Source organism: Megasphaera sp. NM10, assembly GCF_000417505.1.
GTDB lineage: Bacteria > Bacillota > Negativicutes > Veillonellales > Megasphaeraceae > Megasphaera > Megasphaera intestinihominis.
In genome coordinates this window covers 14,255-33,041 of sequence record NZ_APHY01000038.1, presented here as the reverse complement: position 1 = coordinate 33,041, position 18,787 = coordinate 14,255, and the positions used below count along the sequence as shown (strand labels likewise).

Annotated in this window: 15 protein-coding genes and 1 pseudogene; 2 read left to right on the top strand and 14 right to left on the bottom strand. The window is 56.9% G+C overall.

What is annotated here, in order from left to right; genetic code table 11:
• Window positions 1-35 precede the first annotated feature (35 nt).
• Window positions 36-910 (bottom strand): annotated as a pseudogene (galU, locus tag NM10_RS07660) (UTP--glucose-1-phosphate uridylyltransferase GalU).
• 11 nt (window positions 911-921) lie between these two features.
• Entirely contained in the window at window positions 922-3,093 is a 2,172-nt protein-coding gene (locus NM10_RS07655; RefSeq protein ID WP_239639663.1) for an LPO_1073/Vpar_1526 family protein, read from the bottom strand.
• Between the two features lie 214 nt (window positions 3,094-3,307).
• Between NM10_RS07655 and NM10_RS07650 the strand changes: the two genes are divergently transcribed.
• Complete coding sequence (locus NM10_RS07650; RefSeq protein WP_020311013.1) at window positions 3,308-3,763, top strand: HAD family hydrolase; 456 nt, start codon at window positions 3,308-3,310, stop codon at window positions 3,761-3,763.
• Entirely contained in the window at window positions 3,751-3,957 is a 207-nt protein-coding gene (locus NM10_RS14590) for an HAD family hydrolase (RefSeq protein WP_335340747.1), read from the top strand. Before NM10_RS07650 ends, NM10_RS14590 begins: the two co-directional genes overlap by 13 nt.
• 192 nt (window positions 3,958-4,149) lie before the next feature.
• Here NM10_RS14590 and NM10_RS07645 read toward each other — a convergent pair whose 3' ends face one another.
• From NM10_RS07645 to NM10_RS07590, 12 genes are all read right to left on the bottom strand, one after another.
• Window positions 4,150-5,352 (bottom strand): S-layer homology domain-containing protein, encoded by a 1,203-nt coding sequence (locus NM10_RS07645; RefSeq protein WP_020311012.1) that lies wholly within the window; start codon window positions 5,350-5,352, stop codon window positions 4,150-4,152.
• A gap of 21 nt (window positions 5,353-5,373) precedes the next feature.
• Entirely contained in the window at window positions 5,374-6,402 is a 1,029-nt protein-coding gene (locus NM10_RS07640) for an S-layer homology domain-containing protein (protein WP_020311011.1), read from the bottom strand.
• Window positions 6,403-6,530: 128 nt separating this feature from the next.
• Window positions 6,531-7,505: an asparaginase gene (locus NM10_RS07635; protein WP_020311010.1), complete on the bottom strand. Its 975-nt coding sequence runs from the start codon at window positions 7,503-7,505 to the stop codon at window positions 6,531-6,533.
• 632 nt (window positions 7,506-8,137) lie between these two features.
• Entirely contained in the window at window positions 8,138-9,625 is a 1,488-nt protein-coding gene (locus NM10_RS07630) for an amino acid permease (protein ID WP_020311009.1), read from the bottom strand.
• Between the two features lie 281 nt (window positions 9,626-9,906).
• Window positions 9,907-10,638, bottom strand: a complete 732-nt coding sequence (locus NM10_RS07625; RefSeq protein WP_020311008.1) for an alpha/beta fold hydrolase — start codon at window positions 10,636-10,638, stop codon at window positions 9,907-9,909.
• A 15-nt stretch (window positions 10,639-10,653) separates the two neighbouring features.
• Entirely contained in the window at window positions 10,654-11,040 is a 387-nt protein-coding gene (locus NM10_RS07620) for a hypothetical protein (RefSeq protein WP_020311007.1), read from the bottom strand.
• A gap of 9 nt (window positions 11,041-11,049) precedes the next feature.
• On the bottom strand, window positions 11,050-12,099 hold the full coding sequence (floA, locus tag NM10_RS07615) for a flotillin-like protein FloA (RefSeq protein ID WP_020311006.1): 1,050 nt from the start codon (window positions 12,097-12,099) through the stop codon (window positions 11,050-11,052).
• A gap of 14 nt (window positions 12,100-12,113) precedes the next feature.
• Window positions 12,114-13,424, bottom strand: coding sequence for an NfeD family protein (locus NM10_RS07610; RefSeq protein ID WP_020723987.1), 1,311 nt, complete (start codon window positions 13,422-13,424; stop codon window positions 12,114-12,116).
• Between the two features lie 14 nt (window positions 13,425-13,438).
• Window positions 13,439-13,840 carry a hypothetical protein gene (locus NM10_RS07605; RefSeq protein WP_020311004.1) on the bottom strand — a complete coding sequence of 134 codons (402 nt, stop codon included), beginning with the start codon at window positions 13,838-13,840 and terminating at the stop codon, window positions 13,439-13,441.
• A gap of 322 nt (window positions 13,841-14,162) precedes the next feature.
• Entirely contained in the window at window positions 14,163-16,745 is a 2,583-nt protein-coding gene (locus tag NM10_RS07600; protein ID WP_020311003.1) for an amino acid permease, read from the bottom strand.
• Window positions 16,746-16,758: 13 nt separating this feature from the next.
• Entirely contained in the window at window positions 16,759-17,352 is a 594-nt protein-coding gene (locus tag NM10_RS07595) for an AAA family ATPase (protein WP_020311002.1), read from the bottom strand.
• A gap of 85 nt (window positions 17,353-17,437) precedes the next feature.
• Window positions 17,438-18,658: an aspartate aminotransferase family protein gene (locus NM10_RS07590; RefSeq protein WP_020311001.1), complete on the bottom strand. Its 1,221-nt coding sequence runs from the start codon at window positions 18,656-18,658 to the stop codon at window positions 17,438-17,440.
• Window positions 18,659-18,787 lie beyond the last annotated feature (129 nt).

Sequence of the window (18,787 nt, the reverse complement as noted above, 5' to 3'; positions counted from 1 at the left end):
GCACCGATCAGGCTGGAAAGGCTTCAGGACGGCCCCTACGAACCACGAACAACTTCCTTCAGGAACTGGCGGAACGGGGCGGCCAGGTCCGGGCGGCGCAGGGCGTATTCGACGTTGGCTTTGAGGAAGCCCAGTTTATCGCCTACGTCGTAGCGTTTGCCTTCAAAGCAGTAGCATAGACGGCTTCGCGGCTGGCCATGGTCTGCAAGGCGTCGGTGAGCTGGATTTCCCCGCCCTTGCCCGGCTGGGTATGGGCCAGGATTTCAAAGATGTCCGGCGTGACGATATAGCGGCCCAGGACGGCCGTCCGGCTCGGTGCTTCTTCGATGTCCGGCTTTTCGACGACGCGGTTGACTTTCAGGATGTCCTTCCCTTCGACAGGTGTCCCCTGGACGATGCCGTAAGACGACACTTTTTCTAAAGGCACTTCCTGACAGCCCAGGATGGTCGCATCGAGGTCGTTGTACAAGTCGATCATCTGGCGCAGGGCCGGATTGGTTTCATTGTAGACGACGTCGTCGCCGAGGAGGATGGCAAAGGGTTCATCGGCAATGAAGGACTGGGCGCAGAGAATGGCGTCGCCCAGGCCCCGCATGTGTTTCTGCCGGATGTAGTGGATATTGATTTCAGAGATACTGCGGACCATGTTCAGAAGCCCCATCTTATGGCTTTCTTCCAGGTGCAGTTCCAGGCCCGGATTGGTATCGAAATGGTCTTCAATGGCCCGTTTGGCATGGCCGCTGATGATGAGGATTTCTTCGATGCCGCTCTGCAGGGCTTCTTCGACGATATACTGGATGGTCGGTTTATCGACGATAGGCAGCATTTCTTTCGGTGTCGCCTTCGTCGCCGGCAGGAAACGGGTGCCGAACCCGGCCGCCGGGATGACGGCTTTACGGATTTTTTTCACAACGATGCTCCTTATTCAAACCAGCGGGACAAATCGAATTCTTCGCCAATGATTTCCTTGACGAAGCCCTGAGCCAAGTACAGGCCCAGGAGCGACAGCGTCGATACGCGCAGCAGCGAGCTGTCCCAGATATCGCCCAAGTCGGCCAGGACCGGCGAAATATCTTCCATGATGTCCAGGGCTTCTTCGCCGCTGAAGTTGGCCGGGCGTTTCTTGGCCAGGCGCAGGATGTGGTCCTGCATGTTGCGGTCGTTGATGCCGGTCATGCGGAAGAAGCGTTTGGCCATGCTTTCATCGACCATGGCCAGTTTGACCAGTGGCGAATTGAAGGACGGGACGATGAATTCATCGGGGATGCGCTTGCCTTTGAGGGCTTTGCGCAATTCTTCTTCTGTGAAACCGCGGTAGCGGAACAAGAGCGGATACGAATCGGACAGGATTTCGGCAAAATGCGTTTCCTTGGCTTCAAAAGCCGTGCAGTGCAAGTAATCGAGCTGCTGGTAGTAAGGCCGTTCCGTCGGGAATCCATCCAGGAAGGGATAGACGTACTTGTCGATATAGCGGCAGAACGAATCCTTGTCGACGTTATGGGAGTTGCGCGAATACAGGAACAATAAGAGAATCGCCAGGATCTGGTAATGGCCCTGGGTCAAATAGGGCATGACCTTCAAGGCATCGATGGCGACCAGATGGCGCGTCGAAATGGGCGAGCAGTGGACGATATCGTAAAAGGCCTGCAGGGCAATGGTGCCGACGTAATCATCGGGATGAGCGGCATAGGCTTTCTGGACGTTCTGCAAAGCTTCCTGGACGATGAGCGGTGACAGGGCCTGCTGCCGTTCCGTATCGGTCTGGCAGCCGATCTGGTCAAAGGCCGCCGACGTGATGTATTCCGTCTGCTGCTGCAGTTCCGGTGAAACGACGCCGTACTGGCGCAGGAAGTGAGAGACGCACTGGCGGACGACAGGCGAATCGACAGTGCTTTCCGATTCCCATACGGACGCATAGTGCGGCGCATTGCCCAGTGACGGGTTGCGCGTATCGGTCCCGGACGTATTGGAATCCCACGACGTCTGGGACGGTTTGACGACCGGTGCCGGCTTGACGACAGGTGTCGCTTTTTCCTGGGACTTGTGGGCCCGGATGGGCGGCATGACCATTGTTTCTTCCGGGACGGCTTTCTTCTTGGCCGTCATGGCCGAGTCGATGTGGATCGGTTCCATGCGCTGGGTCTGTTCCAGCTGGGAAGCGACGGCTTTCATGCCTTCGCTGACGACAGGTCCTTCCAGGACCTGTGTCGCCTCGGATACGGCCCGTTTCTTGGCGGCAGCCGGTGCGTCGGCGACGGCTTTGGCTGTGCCGGCGGCTTTGGCCGTTTCGGCCATGACGTCGCGGAGAATGTGCTTGCGGTGCGTGTCTTTCGGCGCTTCTGTTTCAGATGCTGCCGGTTCAGCTGCCGGGGCAGCCTGTTTCCTGGCGGCCGGGGCGGCGCCGCCATCTTTAGCGGCCAGGTCAGCCGAGACGATGGCGGCCATATCAGCCAGGGGCGGCTTGTCTTCTTCGGTCTGGGCTACTTCTTCGGCCCAGCGTGCCCGTTCTTCCCGGCGGGCATTGGCTTCCTTGGCCGCAGCGGCTTCGCGGCGGGCCTGTTCGCGCCGTTCCCGGTTGCGGGCCAGCTGCTGTTCCTGGGCTTCTTTTTCCTGTTCGGCCTGGCGCTGACGGGCTAGTTTGGCTTCTTCCTCGCGGGCCTTATAGGCAGCGGCTTCTTCTTTGTCTACCTTTTCCATGGCTTCCAGGATTTCATCGCGGGACAGGACGCGCGTCGCATCGAGGTCATCCGCATTGGGGCCCTTGTGGACCGGAGGTTCCTGGGCTTTGGGAGCTTCTTTATAGACGATTCGGCTATTGCGGCGGACGGCTTCGCCTTTGGTCGTGACAAAGGCCGTTTCTTCCGGATGCTCCCGCCGTTCGCCCAGTGTCATTTTCGGGACCTGTGGCAAGGGGGCTGTTTCTTCGTCGTCCGCTTCCTTCGGTAATTGTCTGGCATGCTTAACTGTTGCCGGGCTGCGGTGCTGGACCCTGCGCAGCGGCTGCGGCTCGCTGTCGTAGCGCGTCTTCGTCTTCGTGTTCCCTTTCTTCTCCGTTTGGGGACTACTCTCAGAGTGCCCTCCGCCGGAATACATAATATAACAAATTACAAAAAAGACGATTGCTATGCCCGCTATGATAGCGTACGGCAAAAAGTTTGTCATGTCATCCTCTCCTCTATTTTATCAAACTTCTTTTCCCATTGTAGCATAAGATGACGGCATGAGCTACTCCCTATTGCCGATTAATTCGCACTTTCGTATAATAAAAGAGTAAACTGATTTTTTGTCCTTCAAAGGAGTCTTTTTCATGGAAAAATATAAAGCCATCGTCTTCGACATGGACGGCACCGTCCTGGATACGCTGGACGAATTGACGAAAAGCCTGAACTATGTTTTTGCCCGTCACGGCCTGCCCGCCCTGACGCAGGATGCCATCCGCCCCTGCCTGGGCTTCGGATACGACGGCTTCATCGACAAGGCCGCACCGGACGCGCCGGAACCCCTGCGGCGGACGATGACGGAAGAGTTCATCGCCTATTACAGCGCCCACTGCCAGACGACGACCTTTCCCTACGACGGCATTCCCCAGGTCCTGGGCCGGCTCAAGGCGGCCGGCTACCACATGGCTATCGTCTCCAACAAAGGCCAGGGTGCCGTATCGGAACTGCACGATGAATACTTCAAAGACTATGTCGATTTCTCCTTGGGTGAAACGCCGATGTACCGCAAAAAACCGGCTCCGGACATGGTCTGGGAAGCCTGAAGCGCCTGGGCTGTGCCAAAGACGACGCCATCTACGTCGGCGACTCGGAAGTCGACAAAGAAACGGCCGATAACGCCGGCCTCGACGCAGCCCTGGTCACCTGGGGTTTCCGCGACCGGGACTTCCTGGAATCCCTCCAGCCGACATACCTCATCGACACGCGGGAAGAATTGGGAGAACTCTTCGGAGTGTGATTTGAGTTTTAAGTTTGCAGTTTGTAGTTTTTAGTGAATGCTTTTAAATTTAAAGCCATTTTCTACAAACTACAAACTCCGTACTACAAACTATAAAGAGAAAGGGACCGCGCATGATGGAATAAACCTTCATGCGACAGTCCCTTTTGCGAACTGCGACCTGCGGGACGCCCTTTGGGCGTCCCCTACAAATCACTTCATCACGTCGTTCTGGACGGAGGTGATGGCGCTCGATGTGGCGTCGTCTAAGAGTTTGGAATAGAGTTGTTTCGTTTCTTTTTTCGTGTTTTCTGTCGTCACAGGGGCTTCTTCCGCTGTGTCTGTCTGTCCGGCTACCTGGACGATGGGAGCTTTCCCGGCGATAGGAGCCGTTTCCAGACGGACCCGGCCGGCGCCGACGCGTTTGGCCAGTTCAGCCAGCGTCGCCTTGCTGACGGGATGGCGGACAGTGAGGACGACTTGTTCATTGACGTAGTCCGGCAGGGCGCCGACGTAGTTCTGGACGCCTTCGTTGTCGACGACGCAATGGATGGCCTTATTCATGAGCTGGCTGTAATCGCTGTGGCTCAAGGATACGCGACGTATCTTGACGGCCTGCGGCTTGGCTACGTCCGTGTTGATGCGCTGCTGCAAGTATTTGCTGGGAGCGCCTTTGATGCCCAGGACCAGGGTATCGCCATCCCAGTACATCGTACCGCTGCGGAAGTAGATCGGCACTGAGCCGTATTCGGCATTGATGGCCTTGATGAGCTGCGATTCGACCTGGACATGAGACGTATAGTCCCCGTCGGAGTGCATGAGGCGGTAAAATACCTGGGCGGCATCGGCCCGGGTCATGCCTTCTTTGGGATGGAAATAGTTATCTGCCGGCACCATGATGTTCTTGCTGTGCAGGACGTCGATGGCCCTGGCGTAAGCCGGCGCAATCGACGCGGCATCGGCATAGGGCTTGACGGCCTGGTCCGGGTCGGCCAGCTGATTGTACTGCAAGTAGCGGTAGATGACGTCGGCAAATTCTTCGCGGCTCACCGGTTCTTCGGGATAGAAATTCCCATCCTGATAGCCTGCCAGGATACCCTGGGCGGCGACGCTGTTCATGGCATCACCAGCCGTGCCCGACGGCACATCGTGGGCACCGGCCGCTTCCACCGGTGCCAGGGGGATATTGGCTGCCGAATTATAGAGCAGCTGGGCCAGGTCGCCGCGGGTCAGGACCCGGTTTGGCTCAAAGGTATCCCCTGTGATGAAGGTCAGGCACTGCGTATCATAGAGGTAATCGACAGCCGCGCGGTCGGTCAGGCTGCCCAGGTCTGTATAAGGGGCATCGGCCGAAACGGCACTGACGGACAAGATGGCCGCAGCTGCCAGGATGGCAGCGATTTTATTCCGTACCATGGAAATCCTCCTCTGCTGCGATTACTGAATGACGATGCGAAGGGCACTGCCCAGGGCTTTATTGAGGTTGTTCTGTGTTTCTTTGGAAATGGAGCTGACTGTGAGGACGACTTTTTCATTGAGGTAATCCGGTTCCGTCGAAACGGTAGCATTCGTCGCTTCCGTAGCCTTGTAAATCTTTTCGGCCTGGGCCATGAGGTTCTTATAGTCGTCATAGCTGTACGTCGATTTCTGGACATAGACCGATTCGGCCGGGATATCCTTGTCGGCAGCAATGGCATCGGCCAGTTTCTGTTTGTTCTTCGGGTCTTTGACGCCGATGTGGAGCTTGTCGCCCTGCCAGTACATGATGCCGTCAGATGCAAAGGCTTTGATTGAGCCGTAGACGTCTTTGATATCCTTGAAGGCCTTGGATTCCAGGCCGTCCTGGCTCTGCGTCGTTTCCTTGACGCCGGTCAGGATGCGGTAGAGAACGTTGACGGCTTCACCGCGGGTGACATACTGTTTCGGGTTGAACATGTTGTAGTTGCCGCCCTTCATGTAACCGGCAGCAGCCAGGGCGTCGACGGCCTGACGGGCCCAGCTGGAAATCTTGGCTTCGTCGGCATAGGGAGCGGCCCCTTCGAGGGTGCTCATGCCCTTGTAAGTCATGTAGTTGTAAGCGATGACAGCAAATTCTTCGCGGGTGATCTTCTGTTCCGGTTTGAACGTGCCGTTGCTGTAACCGCTCATGATCTGTTTGTCGACCAGCGAGGCGATGGCCCGTTCGGACCAGCGGCCTTTGACGTCGCTGAAGTTGGTCGTCTTGACTTTGGAATCTTCACCGATCATGTTGTTGATGATGGCAGCTGCGCCTTCACGGGTAATGTCTTCGTTCGGACGGAACTGGCCGTTCGTGCCGCTGATGTAGTGCTGGTTATAAAAATACTGGATAGCGTCTTTGCCCCAATAATTGCTGATATCCGTAATCCCCGTCGATGCGGCAAAAGCCGACGTGCCGAGGGCGGCTGTCAGGGCCGTAAGGACCATCAATTTTTTGTACTTGTTCATGATTCATTCGCTCCTATCTATGTCAGTGTCGTAAAGGATACATGGATTGCATACCTATGTTTCATATCTTATTTATTTTATCACACCCCGCCCTATTAGGGAAGGCATAGAGCCGTGATTTGCAGGCCTCAATAGGCGTCGAAGATGGCCTGTATTTTTTCCCGGTCCGTCGTGTGGGCCAGGGCCAGCTGCAAGAGGATCTTGGCCTTCTGCGGCGTCAGGGAATCGGCTGTGACCGTCCCGTCATAAGCCGGGACCTGGGTGACCATGCCGCCCAGGGCGCGGGCAGCCCGGACGACGACCAGCCCCTGTTCCATCAAGGGCTGCAAGGCCTGCCAGACCAGTTCGGGCATCTTGCCATGACCGAGACCCGTGATGACCAGTCCCGCTTTCCCCTGGGCCAGGCGGCGTACGTCGTCAGCGGTGAGGCCGACATAGGCATAGACGATGGCGACGGCTGGCAGTTCTTTAGGAGCGGCCAGGTCCGACGACCACGTATGCTTGCGCAGGGGCTGCTGGTACAGGCGGGGCCGGCCGTCCTGCATATAGCCCAGGCAGCCCATCTGGCGGCCTTTAAAAGTATCGGCATGGGTCGTATCGGTCTTTTCGACGAAGCGGGCGCTGTGGACGGTGCTGTTCATGACGATGACGACACCGTATTTTCCCAGGTCCGGCCAGGACGCGGCCTGGACCGCTTCCAGGAGGTTCAGCGGACCGTCGGCACTGATGGCCGTCGCCGGCCGCATGGAACCCGTAAGGACGACGGGCTTGATGGTGTGGACCGTGAGGTCGAGGAAATACGCCGTTTCCTCCATCGTATCCGTGCCGTGAGTGATGACGATACCGTCCACGTCTTCCCGGTCGGCTACTTCCTGGACCCGATTGGCCAGGGACAGCCATAAAGCTTCGGTCATATCCGAGCTGTCGATGTTGCAGAACTGTTCGCCCTGCACGTCGGCATAATCAGCCAGCTGGGGCACGGCTTCCAGCAGTTCATCTATCGACGTCTGACCGGCAGCATACCCCGTCAGGTCATCGGCCGACGCGGCCTTGCCGGCAATCGTCCCGCCACAGGCCAGTACATATATCTTCTTTTTTTCCATTCTCATAGCTCCCCTCTGCAATGATGATATGGTTCTACTTTACCACAAATGGGGGGTTAGTGGCTAGTAGGGGCCGTCCTGAAGTCTTTCCAGCCCATCGGGTGCCGACCAACGGAAGGCGCAAGATGGTTGCTGGAACGGACAGCAGAGGCTAGGCGGCCCGCCTTGTGACTAGTGGTTAGGGGCTAGGGGTTAGGGGTTAGGGACTCGTGGCTCGTGGTTCGTGGTTCGTGGCCCGCGGCTCGTGGTTCGTGGCCCGGCTCCCCTGCTAGGGGAGCTGTCAGCGCAGCTGACTGAGAGGTTGCTTTTTAACAAGAAGCCTGCGGGCCGCCAGCCACGGCTGTCCGTTCTGGCCCCCTTCCCCTCCCGCTGGTCGGTACCTGGCGGGCTAGCTGGGGAAACCACACCTATCCTGAAACGGGCTGCTCTTTGGGACGGCCCCTACGAAATCGCATGCAGGCGATGGAAATGAGCGCAGGCCGCAGTCCGCAGATGGCAGGCCGCAAAAGACACACGGCCGGCGGCCTTGTGCGTAGGGGACGCCCAAAGGGCGGGCGGCTGGCAGCTGACGGCAAGAAAAAGACCCGGCCAGGGGAGAGGGCGGGTCTTTTTCTGTCGATATATAGAATGCGTCAGTGTTCAATAGTGGAGTGAGCGCCTTCGTGGACCGAAGGTACTCTGGCTGTTTCATCAGCAGCGGCCGCAGGGGCTGCGTTCAGCGTGCCTTTCTGGGCTTTGGTGATGATGCTGTGCTTATAGCCATAGCCGAAGTAGATGACCAGGCCGATGGCCAGCCATACGATGAAGCGGATCTGCGTGACTGTCGGCAGCATGATGACCAGGATACCGCAGAAGAGGATCGACAGGATCGGTACCAGCGGTACGCAGGGGCAGCGGAACGGGCGAACGCGGTCCGGCGCTTTTTTGCGGAGGACGATGACCGATGCCGATACGATGATGAAGGCTGCCAGCGTGCCGATGTTGACCATTTCAGCGACGATGCCGATAGGTACGAGGCCGGCCAGGATGGACGACACGATGGCAACCAACAAGGAGCTGCGGACCGGCGTCTTGGTCGTCTTATTGATGTGACCGAAGAAGCGCGGCAGCAGGCCGTCGCGGGACATGACGAAGAGGATACGGCTCTGGCCGAGGCTCATGACCAGAAGGACCGACGTGAGGCCGCAGATAGCGCCGACGGAGACGGCAGCGGCACCCCAATGATAGCCGACGAGCTGCAGTGCATAGGCAACAGGAGCGGCCGTCGTCTTGAACTGTAAGTACGGGACCATGCCGGTCAGGATGGCCGATACGGCAATGTAGAGAATCGTGCAGATGATGAGCGATAAGATGATGCCCCGAGGCAAATCTTTCTGCGGGTTCTTGACTTCTTCAGCAGCCGTCGAGACGGCGTCGAAGCCGATGTAAGCAAAGAAGATGACCGAAGCGCCTGTGAAGACACCGGACCAGCCATAAGGCATGAACGGCGTCCAGTTGGCCGGTTCGACGTGGCTGATGCCGAGGGCGATGAACAGGCCGACGACAGCCAGCTTGATGACGACGATGATGTCATTGACCAGGGAGCTCTGGGTGATGCCCTTCATGTTGATCAAGGTGATGATCCAGATGATGGCCATAGCCGGCAGATTGATGAGGCCCCCTTCTTCCGGCGCCGTAATGAATTCTTTCGGCAGAGCCAATCCCAGATTGGTCAGGATATTGCCGAAATAGCCGGACCAGCCGATGGACACGGCGCTCAAGGCCAGGGTGTATTCCAAAATCAAATCCCAGCCGATGACCCAGGCCCAAAATTCGCCTAAGGCTACGTAGCCGTACGTATAGGCGCTGCCGGCTACGGGAATCATGGCGGCGAATTCAGAATAGCAAAGTGCAGCACAGCCGCAGGCCAGTGCGGCGATGATGAAGGAAATGACCAGGGCCGGGCCGGAGTAATTGGCGGCGGCAATGCCGGTCAGGACGAAGATCCCTGTGCCGACGATACAGCCGATGCCCAGCATGGTCAGGCCGAAAGTCCCCAGGACGCGGTTCATGCCGCCGTCCTGTTTCGTTTCCGACAGGAACTGGTTGATGCTTTTCGTTCGGAAAATATTCTTTGACATACCTATCCCCCCTGTTATACATCCCCTGATTATAAATGATAACTATAAAAACATAAAAACCGCCAAGGTGGAAAACGAATCATTTCTATCATAAAGATGACTGATTCTTAGCTTTTCGCACCTTTGCGGTTTCTGTTTATACGTATATTATACTCGTATTTTTAAATTTGTAAAGTATGCAGCCGTAATTAATTTAATACTTTTCATAGAGAAAGGTTTTACCTCTTTTCATAGAGAAAGGTTTTACCTCTTATTATTTTTAAGCAAATCCGATTTTCTCTTTAATGCAGTTCTGTTTGGAGCCAGTTGACGGCATCGCCCATCATGTTGGTCGTGACGAAGTGGCCCAGGTCATCGTAGACGATGGACTGGGTCTTGACGTCATCGCGCTGGGCCAGTTTTTCCAGATAGAGTTCCTGGGCAGCCCCGTCGACGACATCATCGGCACCGCCGCGGAGGGACAAGAGGGACCGGCCGCTGAGGCGGTCCATATGCGTATAGGGATCCATGGCGGCGAACTGCATCTGTATGAAACGGTAGGCCCGCGGCTTTTCGATGTGCAGGGCTGCCCGGAAGCGGCGGTCCGATTCATCCCACCAGCCGGAGCCGTTCATGACGACAGCCGTCTTGAATTCCCTGAAAAGGCTCACAGCCCCTAAGGCCGTGAAGCCGCCCATGGAATGGCCCATGACGGCGATGGGCGTATCAGGCCAGTTTTCCTGGATATATTCCAGCATGACCGGTACTTCCGTCAGGTTCTGGAAGATGGTCTGCCAGAAATCGGGGTATACGACTTTCGATTCATAGTCCAGCGTGCCGCGGTGGCCATGGTTGACAGCGTCGGGAATGACGACGTCGTAGCCATAGGAAGCCAGGATGCGGCCGCGGACGGCCTGGAATTCTATCTGCGACGACCAGCCATGATAGAACAGGACGACGCCTTTCGCTTTTTCACCGGACGTAATGACCAGACCGGGGATACCCTTGATACCTACTTGTTTTTCTTGAATCATTTCCATAAATCCTCTCTATTTTTTAATTAATCGCCGGCGGTAAGCCAGCGGTTCCTGCCATATCTCCGACCAGACGAAGCCGGCGTAGAGCTCCCGCGCCTGCGGCGTCAGCTGGCTCCAGGCCGCGGGCCGGACGCGGTGCGGCACCGATACGGGAGCTATAGCCGGACGGGCCGGCACGATGGGCGGCTGTGCCGGAGCTGTCGTTTCCTGTGCGGAAATCTCGTTCCCAGCCGCATCTTCCCCGGTTTCAGCCGGAGCCGGCGCCTTGGCCGGTGCGGGTTTACGCCGCGGCGGCACGGGAATCGGCCCTTTCCGCCTGGGATAGCGGCGGCGACGCCGCAGCAGGTCCGGCAGGATCGCCATGAGAGCGAAGGCCACGATGAGCCATAACATATCCATAAGGCTCACCTACTTTTCACTATGGCCTGCCGGACCGCGGTCGTCGTGGTGACTGTCCTGCCCCGTCGGGACCGACTGGGTCTTGGGGACGCCGGCCTGGGCGACAGCGGCGCGCATGTCCGTGTCGGCCATGATATTCTTCATATTATAATAGTCCATGACGCCTAACTTGCCTTCGCGCAGGGCCTGGGCCAGAGCCAACGGGACTTCGGCCTGGGCTTCGACGACTTTGGCCTGCATTTCCTGGGTATAGGCCTGCATTTCCTGCTCTTTGGCCACAGCCATGGCCCGCCGTTCTTCGGCCTTGGCCTGGGCGATCTGCTTGTCCGCTTCGGCCTGGTCCGTCTGCAGGCGGGCGCCGATATTGCGGCCTATGTCGACGTCGGCAATATCGATGGACAAGATTTCAAAGGCCGTCCCGGCGTCGAGGCCCTTGCTGAGGACGGTCTTACTGATTTCATCAGGGTTTTCCAGGACCAGCGAATGGTCCCGTGCCGAGCCGACACTGGTGACGATGCCTTCGCCGACGCGGGCGATGACCGTCGCTTCACCGGCACCGCCGACGAGGCGGTCGATGTTGGCGCGGACCGTGACCCGGGCCCGGACTTTCAGTTCGATGCCGTTCTGGGCGACAGCCGAGATGAACGGCGTTTCGATGACCTTGGGATTGACGCTCATCTGGACGGCTTCCAGGACGTCGCGGCCAGCCAGGTCGATGGCGCAGGCTCGTTCAAAGGTCAGGGACATCGTCGCCCGATGGGCGGCAATGAGGGCATCGACGACGCGGTCGACGTCGCCGCCGGCCAGGTAATGGGCTTCCAGCTGGTTGACGTTGACATCGAGGCCGGCCTTGTTGGCCTTGACCAGGGGCAGGATGATCTTCGACGGGATGACCCGGCGCAGGCGCATGCCGATGAGGTTGACGATGCCGACGGATACGCCGGCGGCCATGGCCGAAATCCACAAACCGATGGGCACGAAGTGCAGGAACAGGGATACGATGATGACAGCGGCCACGATGATGATGACAGGCACTGCCAAAAAGGATACGATAGACATAAGATACCTCCTTCTCAGTGTTTGGGATGGCGTTCCGGTTCCGGTTCGACGACGACGCGGCTGCCTTCGACTTTGACCACGCGGACGATGACGTCGCGGCCGATGAACGTGCCGTTGGCCGTGGCATCGACGCGCTCTTTGCCGATGCGGATCGTCCCGGACGGACGCAGAATGGTAATGGTCTTGCCCCGTTCATAGAGATATTTGCTGTAATCGGCCTGGGCCGTATATCCCTTTTCTTTCGTCGAACGGTTCTTGAGGGTCAATTTTTCAAAAAGCCGGCTCTTGGGCAAATGCTTGCCGACGATATAGAACAATATGATGGCCAGGACCGTCCCGCCGGCCAGGATGTAGACGGCCTCATACGTGGCTCCCAGCATGAAGAACAGGCTGCCGAACAAGAGGACGACGCCGGCCAGGCCAAAGATGCCGACGCCAGGCGACGCCAGTTCCAGGCCGATGCAGAGCAGACTAACCAGGAAGGCGGCGACGATTTTCAGGCCGTCGGCCAGGGACTCGTTGCCCGACAGGAGCAGCAGGCCGCCGAAGACGAAGGCCGTAGCAATACCGGCGCCGATGCCGGCCATCTTGATTTCTGCCAGCAAGGCGGCGATGATCAGGGCGACGAAGACCGTGCGGACATAGGGATTCTGCAAGATGCCGACGGCGTCATCACGCCAGTCCTTGTCGACATAGGTCAGGCGGGCATCGCCCAAGCTGTACAGGGCCAGGGCTTCGGACAACGTATCGGCCGAGCCGTCGGACACGTTGAGTTCCCTGGCCTGGCCGTCGGATAAGGCCAGTATCTTCCCCGGTTCGGCATAGTCGGGATAGCCCTGGGACTTGTCGACCATGGCTTCGGCGACGCCGGGATTATGGCCATTCTGGGCCGCCGTCGCGCTGAACTCGGCTTTCAGGGCGGCAATGTTCTTCTCCGTATTGGGAATCGGTTCGGCAGCGCCGATGCTGCTGCCCGACGCCATGATGATATGGCGGCACGACAGGGCGATGAGGGCCCCGGCCGACCAGGCCCGCGACGTGACATAGGCAATAGTCGGCACGTCGGATGCCATGAGCATGTCGCGGATCTTCAAGGCGCTGTCGACGCGGCCGCCCAGGGTATTGATGGTAATGACGACGGCCGTATCGCCTTCTTCGGCGGCCTGGCGCAGGCCGCGCTGGATAAAGGCGGCCTGGCTGCCGTCGATGTCACCGGAAATAGGCAGGACGCGGACGGAATCGGCCTGCACGACAGCAGCCGGTGCGGCAGCTGCCAGGGAAAAGAATAAGACAGCAGCTGTTATCATGCGTAATAGAAAGGTCATTCCCTCACCTGCTTTCATTCACTTTTGTTCGGCGCCTCGATACATTGAAAATAACCGGCACGCTGGAGTTTTTCCAACTCTTCCGGCGAAATGTTGCGGGCAGCCTGTTTTTCTAGTTCTTCAATCGGCTTGTCTTCAATCATATGAATCTTGTCGATGACGGCATCATAGACGGCAGGCGGCTTGTTCTCCTTGATCCAGTCCAGCATGTGGTCGAGCCACTTGCGGCACGTCCAGGAATCTTCGCCATGGTTGTGGCCGCGGAGTATCTGGATCTGGGCCTGTTCCGGAATCTTGGCCAGGAACCAGTTCCATCGTTCCCGGGCAATGAGATAATGATAAAGTTCATCGACATCGCGCAGATGCTGTTCCCGAAGTTCCAGCGTATAACGCGACCAAAATAAACTGAGTGTCATATTGACTACCTCCAAGCAACTCTATATAACTAGTTTATCTTAAGATATTCTACACAGAAGATATTCTACACAGAATTGTCAAACTCCTGCTGGCAAAAAGAAAATCTTTTGTATATGTAAAAAAAGGCGCTGTCCCATGAAGACAGCGCCTTTTTCTGTAGGGGCGCCACGTGGGGCGCCCGTTCACGAAATCGGTTTCACAAGTATCTTACATATATCCGGCGGGCTAAAAACTACAAATGCTGAGAAATCAACCTCTCAGACCGCCTTTGGCGGCCAGCTCTCCTATGAGGAGAGCCTTTCGTCAAATATCAAACTATTTTCACGAATCAAATGCGGCTTCCATAGCAGCGGCTTTTTCCCGGACGGCTTCGGCCGCTTCTTCGCCCATGTAGGCTTCGGCCAGGTTGGCGATGTCGTCTTCATGGACGCCCATGTCGGCAATGCGCAGGTCGAGGTGCAGGGCCTTGGCCAGGTAGCAGAGGCGGGCAGCGCAGTCATCGGACGTGAAACCGCCCATGGTGCGGGCCAGTTTGCCATAGAGGAAGGGATCCTTACCGGCCTTGGCGTCGACGACGACGGGCACGATGGCGGCCAGGAGGACTTCATCGGCTGCAAAAGACGTCTTGGCGACGGCCTGTTTCAGGTCTTTGGCGACCTGGCAGCCCGTTTCGGCACTGACCATACTGCCGATGACGCCGGCCAGGACGACTTTTTCCCAAGCCCCTTTGTCTGTGTTTTCCCCGCAGACGCCGACGAGCTTGTCATTCAGGATGTCGATGGCATAGAGGGCCATGGCATCAGTCAGCGGCTGGGCATCGGGCGCCGTATAGGCCCGGATACATTCGCACAGGGCGGCGAAGCCGGAGACAGCCCGGTCTTTCTGGCTCATGCCGGTCATGCAGTCCGGATCAACCAGGACGACCTTGGCCAGCAGGGCGTTGTCGCGGCTGCCATCGGGCAGGGATGCATCGAAGCAGGCGCCGGCGTGATACGTCGTCGGTACGAAATTCAAGGGCATCATGGCCCTGCCCAAGGTGCGGGCAGCGGCACTGGCAATCAGCTTGGCCCCTTCCATGACGGTATTGCCGCCGATGGCGACGATGAAGTCGCTGCCGTTCTTCTTGATTTCGTCGACTGCCGAATCAGCCGTAATATCCAGGGATTTCCCCGTAATATGAGCAAAGCGGGATACGGAAATGCCAGCCTCTTTCAGGCTCTTTTCGACTTCATTGACGATGTCCCGCCCATTGGTAGCGGCATCGGTGACGACCAGGGCCTTGGTCCCATAGGCCTTAAAGAGTTCCCCGGCCATATGGCGCTTACCGGCACCGAAGACGACGGACACAGGCATGGAGAAGGAGAAGCTCAGCGGCTGCGATACATAGGTGACAGGCGCATCGGATTCGACGTCGTGCAGGGCAGCGGCCATGGCCTGACCGAAAGCCAGGTCGCCCGCTTCTTCGACGGCTTCATTATCGACGGCGACGTCGATGTGGGTAGCGAATTTACTGCCGTATTTAGCCTTGCAGTAGAAGCCGAAGAGGACGCCCAGGACGGACCAGCCCAGGACCATGCCCCATTCCTGGGGAACCAGGGTAGCGCCGGAGCCGGGGATCATGTACATGACGACCATGAAGCCCGACATGAGGATGGCCATGACGCCGACCAGTTTATAATGGCTGACCTTGTAGGGACGGGCCATTTCCGGAGCCTTTTTGCGCAGGATGACGAAGGAAATGGCGACCATGCAGTAGGCGACGCAGCAGCCGAAGTTACCGGCATCGACGACCCAGACCAGCATCTTCTTGCCGAAGAAGGGCGCGATGATGGACAAGAGGCCAATGAGCAGGAGCGCGTTGATCGGCGTCTTATATTTGTCGTGCAATTTCGCAAAGACATGCGGAATCATGTACGATTCAGCCATGGAATACATGGCGCGGCTTCCGCCGATGAGGAAGGAGTTCCAACTGGTGATGATACCGCAGAGACCGCCGATGATGAGGACCTTGGCCATGATGGAGCTGCCAAAGGCGACAGCCATGGCATCGGCCGTGACCAGGCCGCCGACGCCTTTCATGGCAACGGCGATTTCCGAATTATTCATGACATAGCCGACACCGAAGATGATGAGGGCATAGAAGAGTACAGCCAGGACGATGGACAAAATCAGGATACGGCCGATTTTCTGCAAGGATACGGAAATTTCTTCCGCTGCCTGAGGAATGACGTCGAAGCCGATGAAATAGAACGGCGTCATGACAGCCACGGCCAAAGTCCCTTTGACCATATCCGTCGTCGTAGCCCCCATGAAGAGCTGACCTTCCAGGTTGGCCGTCGTCCCGGTCAGGGCCGATGCGGCGATGAGCAGGATACCGACGCCGCCGATGATGACCGTCAGGATGGTCTGCAAAATAGCTGCCGTCTTGGTCCCGACGATGTTGATGGCTGTAATGAAGACAGAAACCAGGATAGCCACAGCCAGCCAGGAAGCGTAAATATCGAAGCCGGCAACGGTATAGAGATAACCCGTCAGGAAATCAGGATAAATATAAGCGACGATCGTCGGCAGGGCGCAGGCTTCAAAGCAGACGACGCTGACATAGCCGAGGACGATCATCCACGTACAAATAAAAGAACCAATGGGCCCCATGGCCTTATAACTGAAGACGTGTTCGCCACCGCACTGCGGCATGGCCGACGTCAGTTCGGCATAGGTCAGCCCTACGAAGAAGACCATGATGCCGCCAATGACGAAGCCCAGCATAGCGCCGAGGACGCCGCCTTCCATGATCCAGTCGCCTGTCGATACGACCCAGCCCCAGCCGATCATGGCCCCGAAGGCGATGACCAGGACGTCCCAGGCACTCAGGACTTTATCAAAATCAGACTTTTTTGTAGCCATCTTTCATACCCCCTCAAGTCTCTTCAAAACACATTTCGACGAAGGATTTGATGAATTTCGCCGTCTTTTCCCAACCCAGGACGCTGCTGTCGACCAGCAGGTGGCGGTTGTGACGGTCGCCGCGATAAGTGCCGGTGATGTATTTATACCGGCGATGGAGGGCATTGTCATAATCCCGGATGACTTCTGCCGCATGGCGTTCGGATAAATTCATCTTTTCCATGATGGTCTTGATGCGTACTTCCGTCGGTGCATAGACGAAGACGTTGACGACATCATCCTGCCCCTTCAGGATATAGTCGCTGCACCGGCCGATGATGACGCACGATGTTTTGGCCATCTTGCGGATGACATCGAACTGCGTGTAAATGACTTTATTCGACAGATTCGCATAGCGCGTCCCCAACGACGTTTCAATGCCGTACGGAACGAAATTCTTATTATCTGCTTCTTCTACGAGATGTTTTTCTACGCCGATTTTTTCCACGACTTTATCTACGAGATCCCGGTCGTAGTATTCGATTCCCAGCGACTTGGCCAGCATCTTGCCGATTTCCGGTCCGCCGCTGCCGAATTCACATCCCACAGTGATGACGAAATGTTTCATTTCGTTTCCCCCTTTTTTAAGAAAAGGTGCCTGCCAACCCCTCAATTCTGGCAGACACCTTCTCATACCCCTCAGTTACGTGTACTTATTTTGCCAATTCTTCGACCGATTCCTTGATGATGGCAATGGCCTTGTCGACGTGTTCCTTCTGGAGGATCAGCGGCGGTACCAGGCGCAGGACGTGTTCGCCGATAGCTGTCGACAGCATGTGTTTGTCGAAGCATTTATGCTTCAAGTCGACGCTGTTGATCTTGTCGTCGAATTCAAGCCCCAGGAAGCAGCCCTGGCCGCGGGCTTCCTTCAGATGCGGCAGTTTTTCGCGGGCCTGTTCCAGGAAGTATGCCCCCATCTTCTTGGCATTGCCGGCCAGGTCTTTGTCCAACAGTTCGTTGACTTCGGCCAACGCAGCGGCGCAGCAGACCGGATGGCCGCCGAAGGTGCTGCCGTGGGAACCCATGGTGAAGGCTTTGGAAACGTCTTCGCGGGCGCAGATGGCTGCGATCGGCATGCCGCCGCCAAGGGCTTTTGCCATGGAAACGATATCCGGTTTGATGCCGTAGTTCATGTAGGACATGACAGCACCGGTGCGGCACCAGCCGCTCTGTACTTCGTCCAGGAGGAGGAGCAGGCCTTTTTCATCGCACAGTTTGCGCAGGCCTGTGAGGAATTCTTTCGTTGCCGGATGGACACCGCCTTCGCCCTGTACCGGTTCGACCATGATGCCGATGGTGTTTTCCGTGATGGCGTCTTCAAAGGCTTTCAAATTGTTGAATTCAGCATATTTGAAGCCCGGTGTCATGGCGCCGAAACCGATCTGGCAGGCATTGTCCGGCTGGCCCGTAGCACTCATGGAACCAAAGGTACGGCCGTGGAAGGATTCTTTTGCCGTAATGATTTCGTATTTGTTGGGACCAAAGTGTTCGACGCCGTATTTACGGGCCATCTTGATCATGGCTTCGTTGGCTTCTGCACCGGAGTTCTGGAAGAAAATCTTGTCCATGCCGATGGTCGTGCAGATTTTTTCAGCCAGCAGGGCCTGCGGGACCGTGTACGGATAGTTGAAGGTCTGCATGATGTCCATGCACTGGTCGATGACGGCCAGGACGACTTTATCGTTACAGCTGCCGGCACTGTTGACGGCGATACCAGCGTAGAAATCGAGGTACGGCGTGCCGTTTTCATCGTAGACGTACATGCCCTTGCCGCGTTCAGCGATCATGTCGAAGCGTTCGTACGTTTCGATCATGTACTTGTCTACTTTGGCTTTGATTTCTTCTTTGGTCAATCCTACATCGCGTAATCTCATTCGTAACTCCCCCTAAACTGATGATTTTATAAAGAAATGATAACTAACAAAGAATTCCCCAAACAAAAACAGAGGCAAGGAAAGCTGATGTTCCATCAGGCTCCCTTGCCTCTTGTCTCCGTTATTTTC

What these genes read in the sequence shown, in the direction of transcription:
- NM10_RS07655 (WP_239639663.1), bottom strand. Translation starts at nt 3,093, where the DNA reads ATGTATTCCGGCGGAGGGCACTCTGAGAGTAGTCCCCAAACGGAGAAG.
- NM10_RS07650 (WP_020311013.1), top strand. Translation starts at nt 3,308, where the DNA reads ATGGAAAAATATAAAGCCATCGTCTTCGACATGGACGGCACCGTCCTG.
- NM10_RS07645 (WP_020311012.1), bottom strand. Translation starts at nt 5,352, where the DNA reads ATGGTACGGAATAAAATCGCTGCCATCCTGGCAGCTGCGGCCATCTTG.
- NM10_RS07640 (WP_020311011.1), bottom strand. Translation starts at nt 6,402, where the DNA reads ATGAACAAGTACAAAAAATTGATGGTCCTTACGGCCCTGACAGCCGCC.
- NM10_RS07635 (WP_020311010.1), bottom strand. Translation starts at nt 7,505, where the DNA reads ATGGAAAAAAAGAAGATATATGTACTGGCCTGTGGCGGGACGATTGCC.
- NM10_RS07630 (WP_020311009.1), bottom strand. Translation starts at nt 9,625, where the DNA reads ATGTCAAAGAATATTTTCCGAACGAAAAGCATCAACCAGTTCCTGTCG.
- NM10_RS07625 (WP_020311008.1), bottom strand. Translation starts at nt 10,638, where the DNA reads ATGATTCAAGAAAAACAAGTAGGTATCAAGGGTATCCCCGGTCTGGTC.
- NM10_RS07620 (WP_020311007.1), bottom strand. Translation starts at nt 11,040, where the DNA reads ATGGATATGTTATGGCTCATCGTGGCCTTCGCTCTCATGGCGATCCTG.
- floA (WP_020311006.1), bottom strand. Translation starts at nt 12,099, where the DNA reads ATGTCTATCGTATCCTTTTTGGCAGTGCCTGTCATCATCATCGTGGCC.
- NM10_RS07610 (WP_020723987.1), bottom strand. Translation starts at nt 13,424, where the DNA reads ATGACCTTTCTATTACGCATGATAACAGCTGCTGTCTTATTCTTTTCC.
- NM10_RS07605 (WP_020311004.1), bottom strand. Translation starts at nt 13,840, where the DNA reads ATGACACTCAGTTTATTTTGGTCGCGTTATACGCTGGAACTTCGGGAA.
- NM10_RS07600 (WP_020311003.1), bottom strand. Translation starts at nt 16,745, where the DNA reads ATGGCTACAAAAAAGTCTGATTTTGATAAAGTCCTGAGTGCCTGGGAC.
- NM10_RS07595 (WP_020311002.1), bottom strand. Translation starts at nt 17,352, where the DNA reads ATGAAACATTTCGTCATCACTGTGGGATGTGAATTCGGCAGCGGCGGA.
- NM10_RS07590 (WP_020311001.1), bottom strand. Translation starts at nt 18,658, where the DNA reads ATGAGATTACGCGATGTAGGATTGACCAAAGAAGAAATCAAAGCCAAA.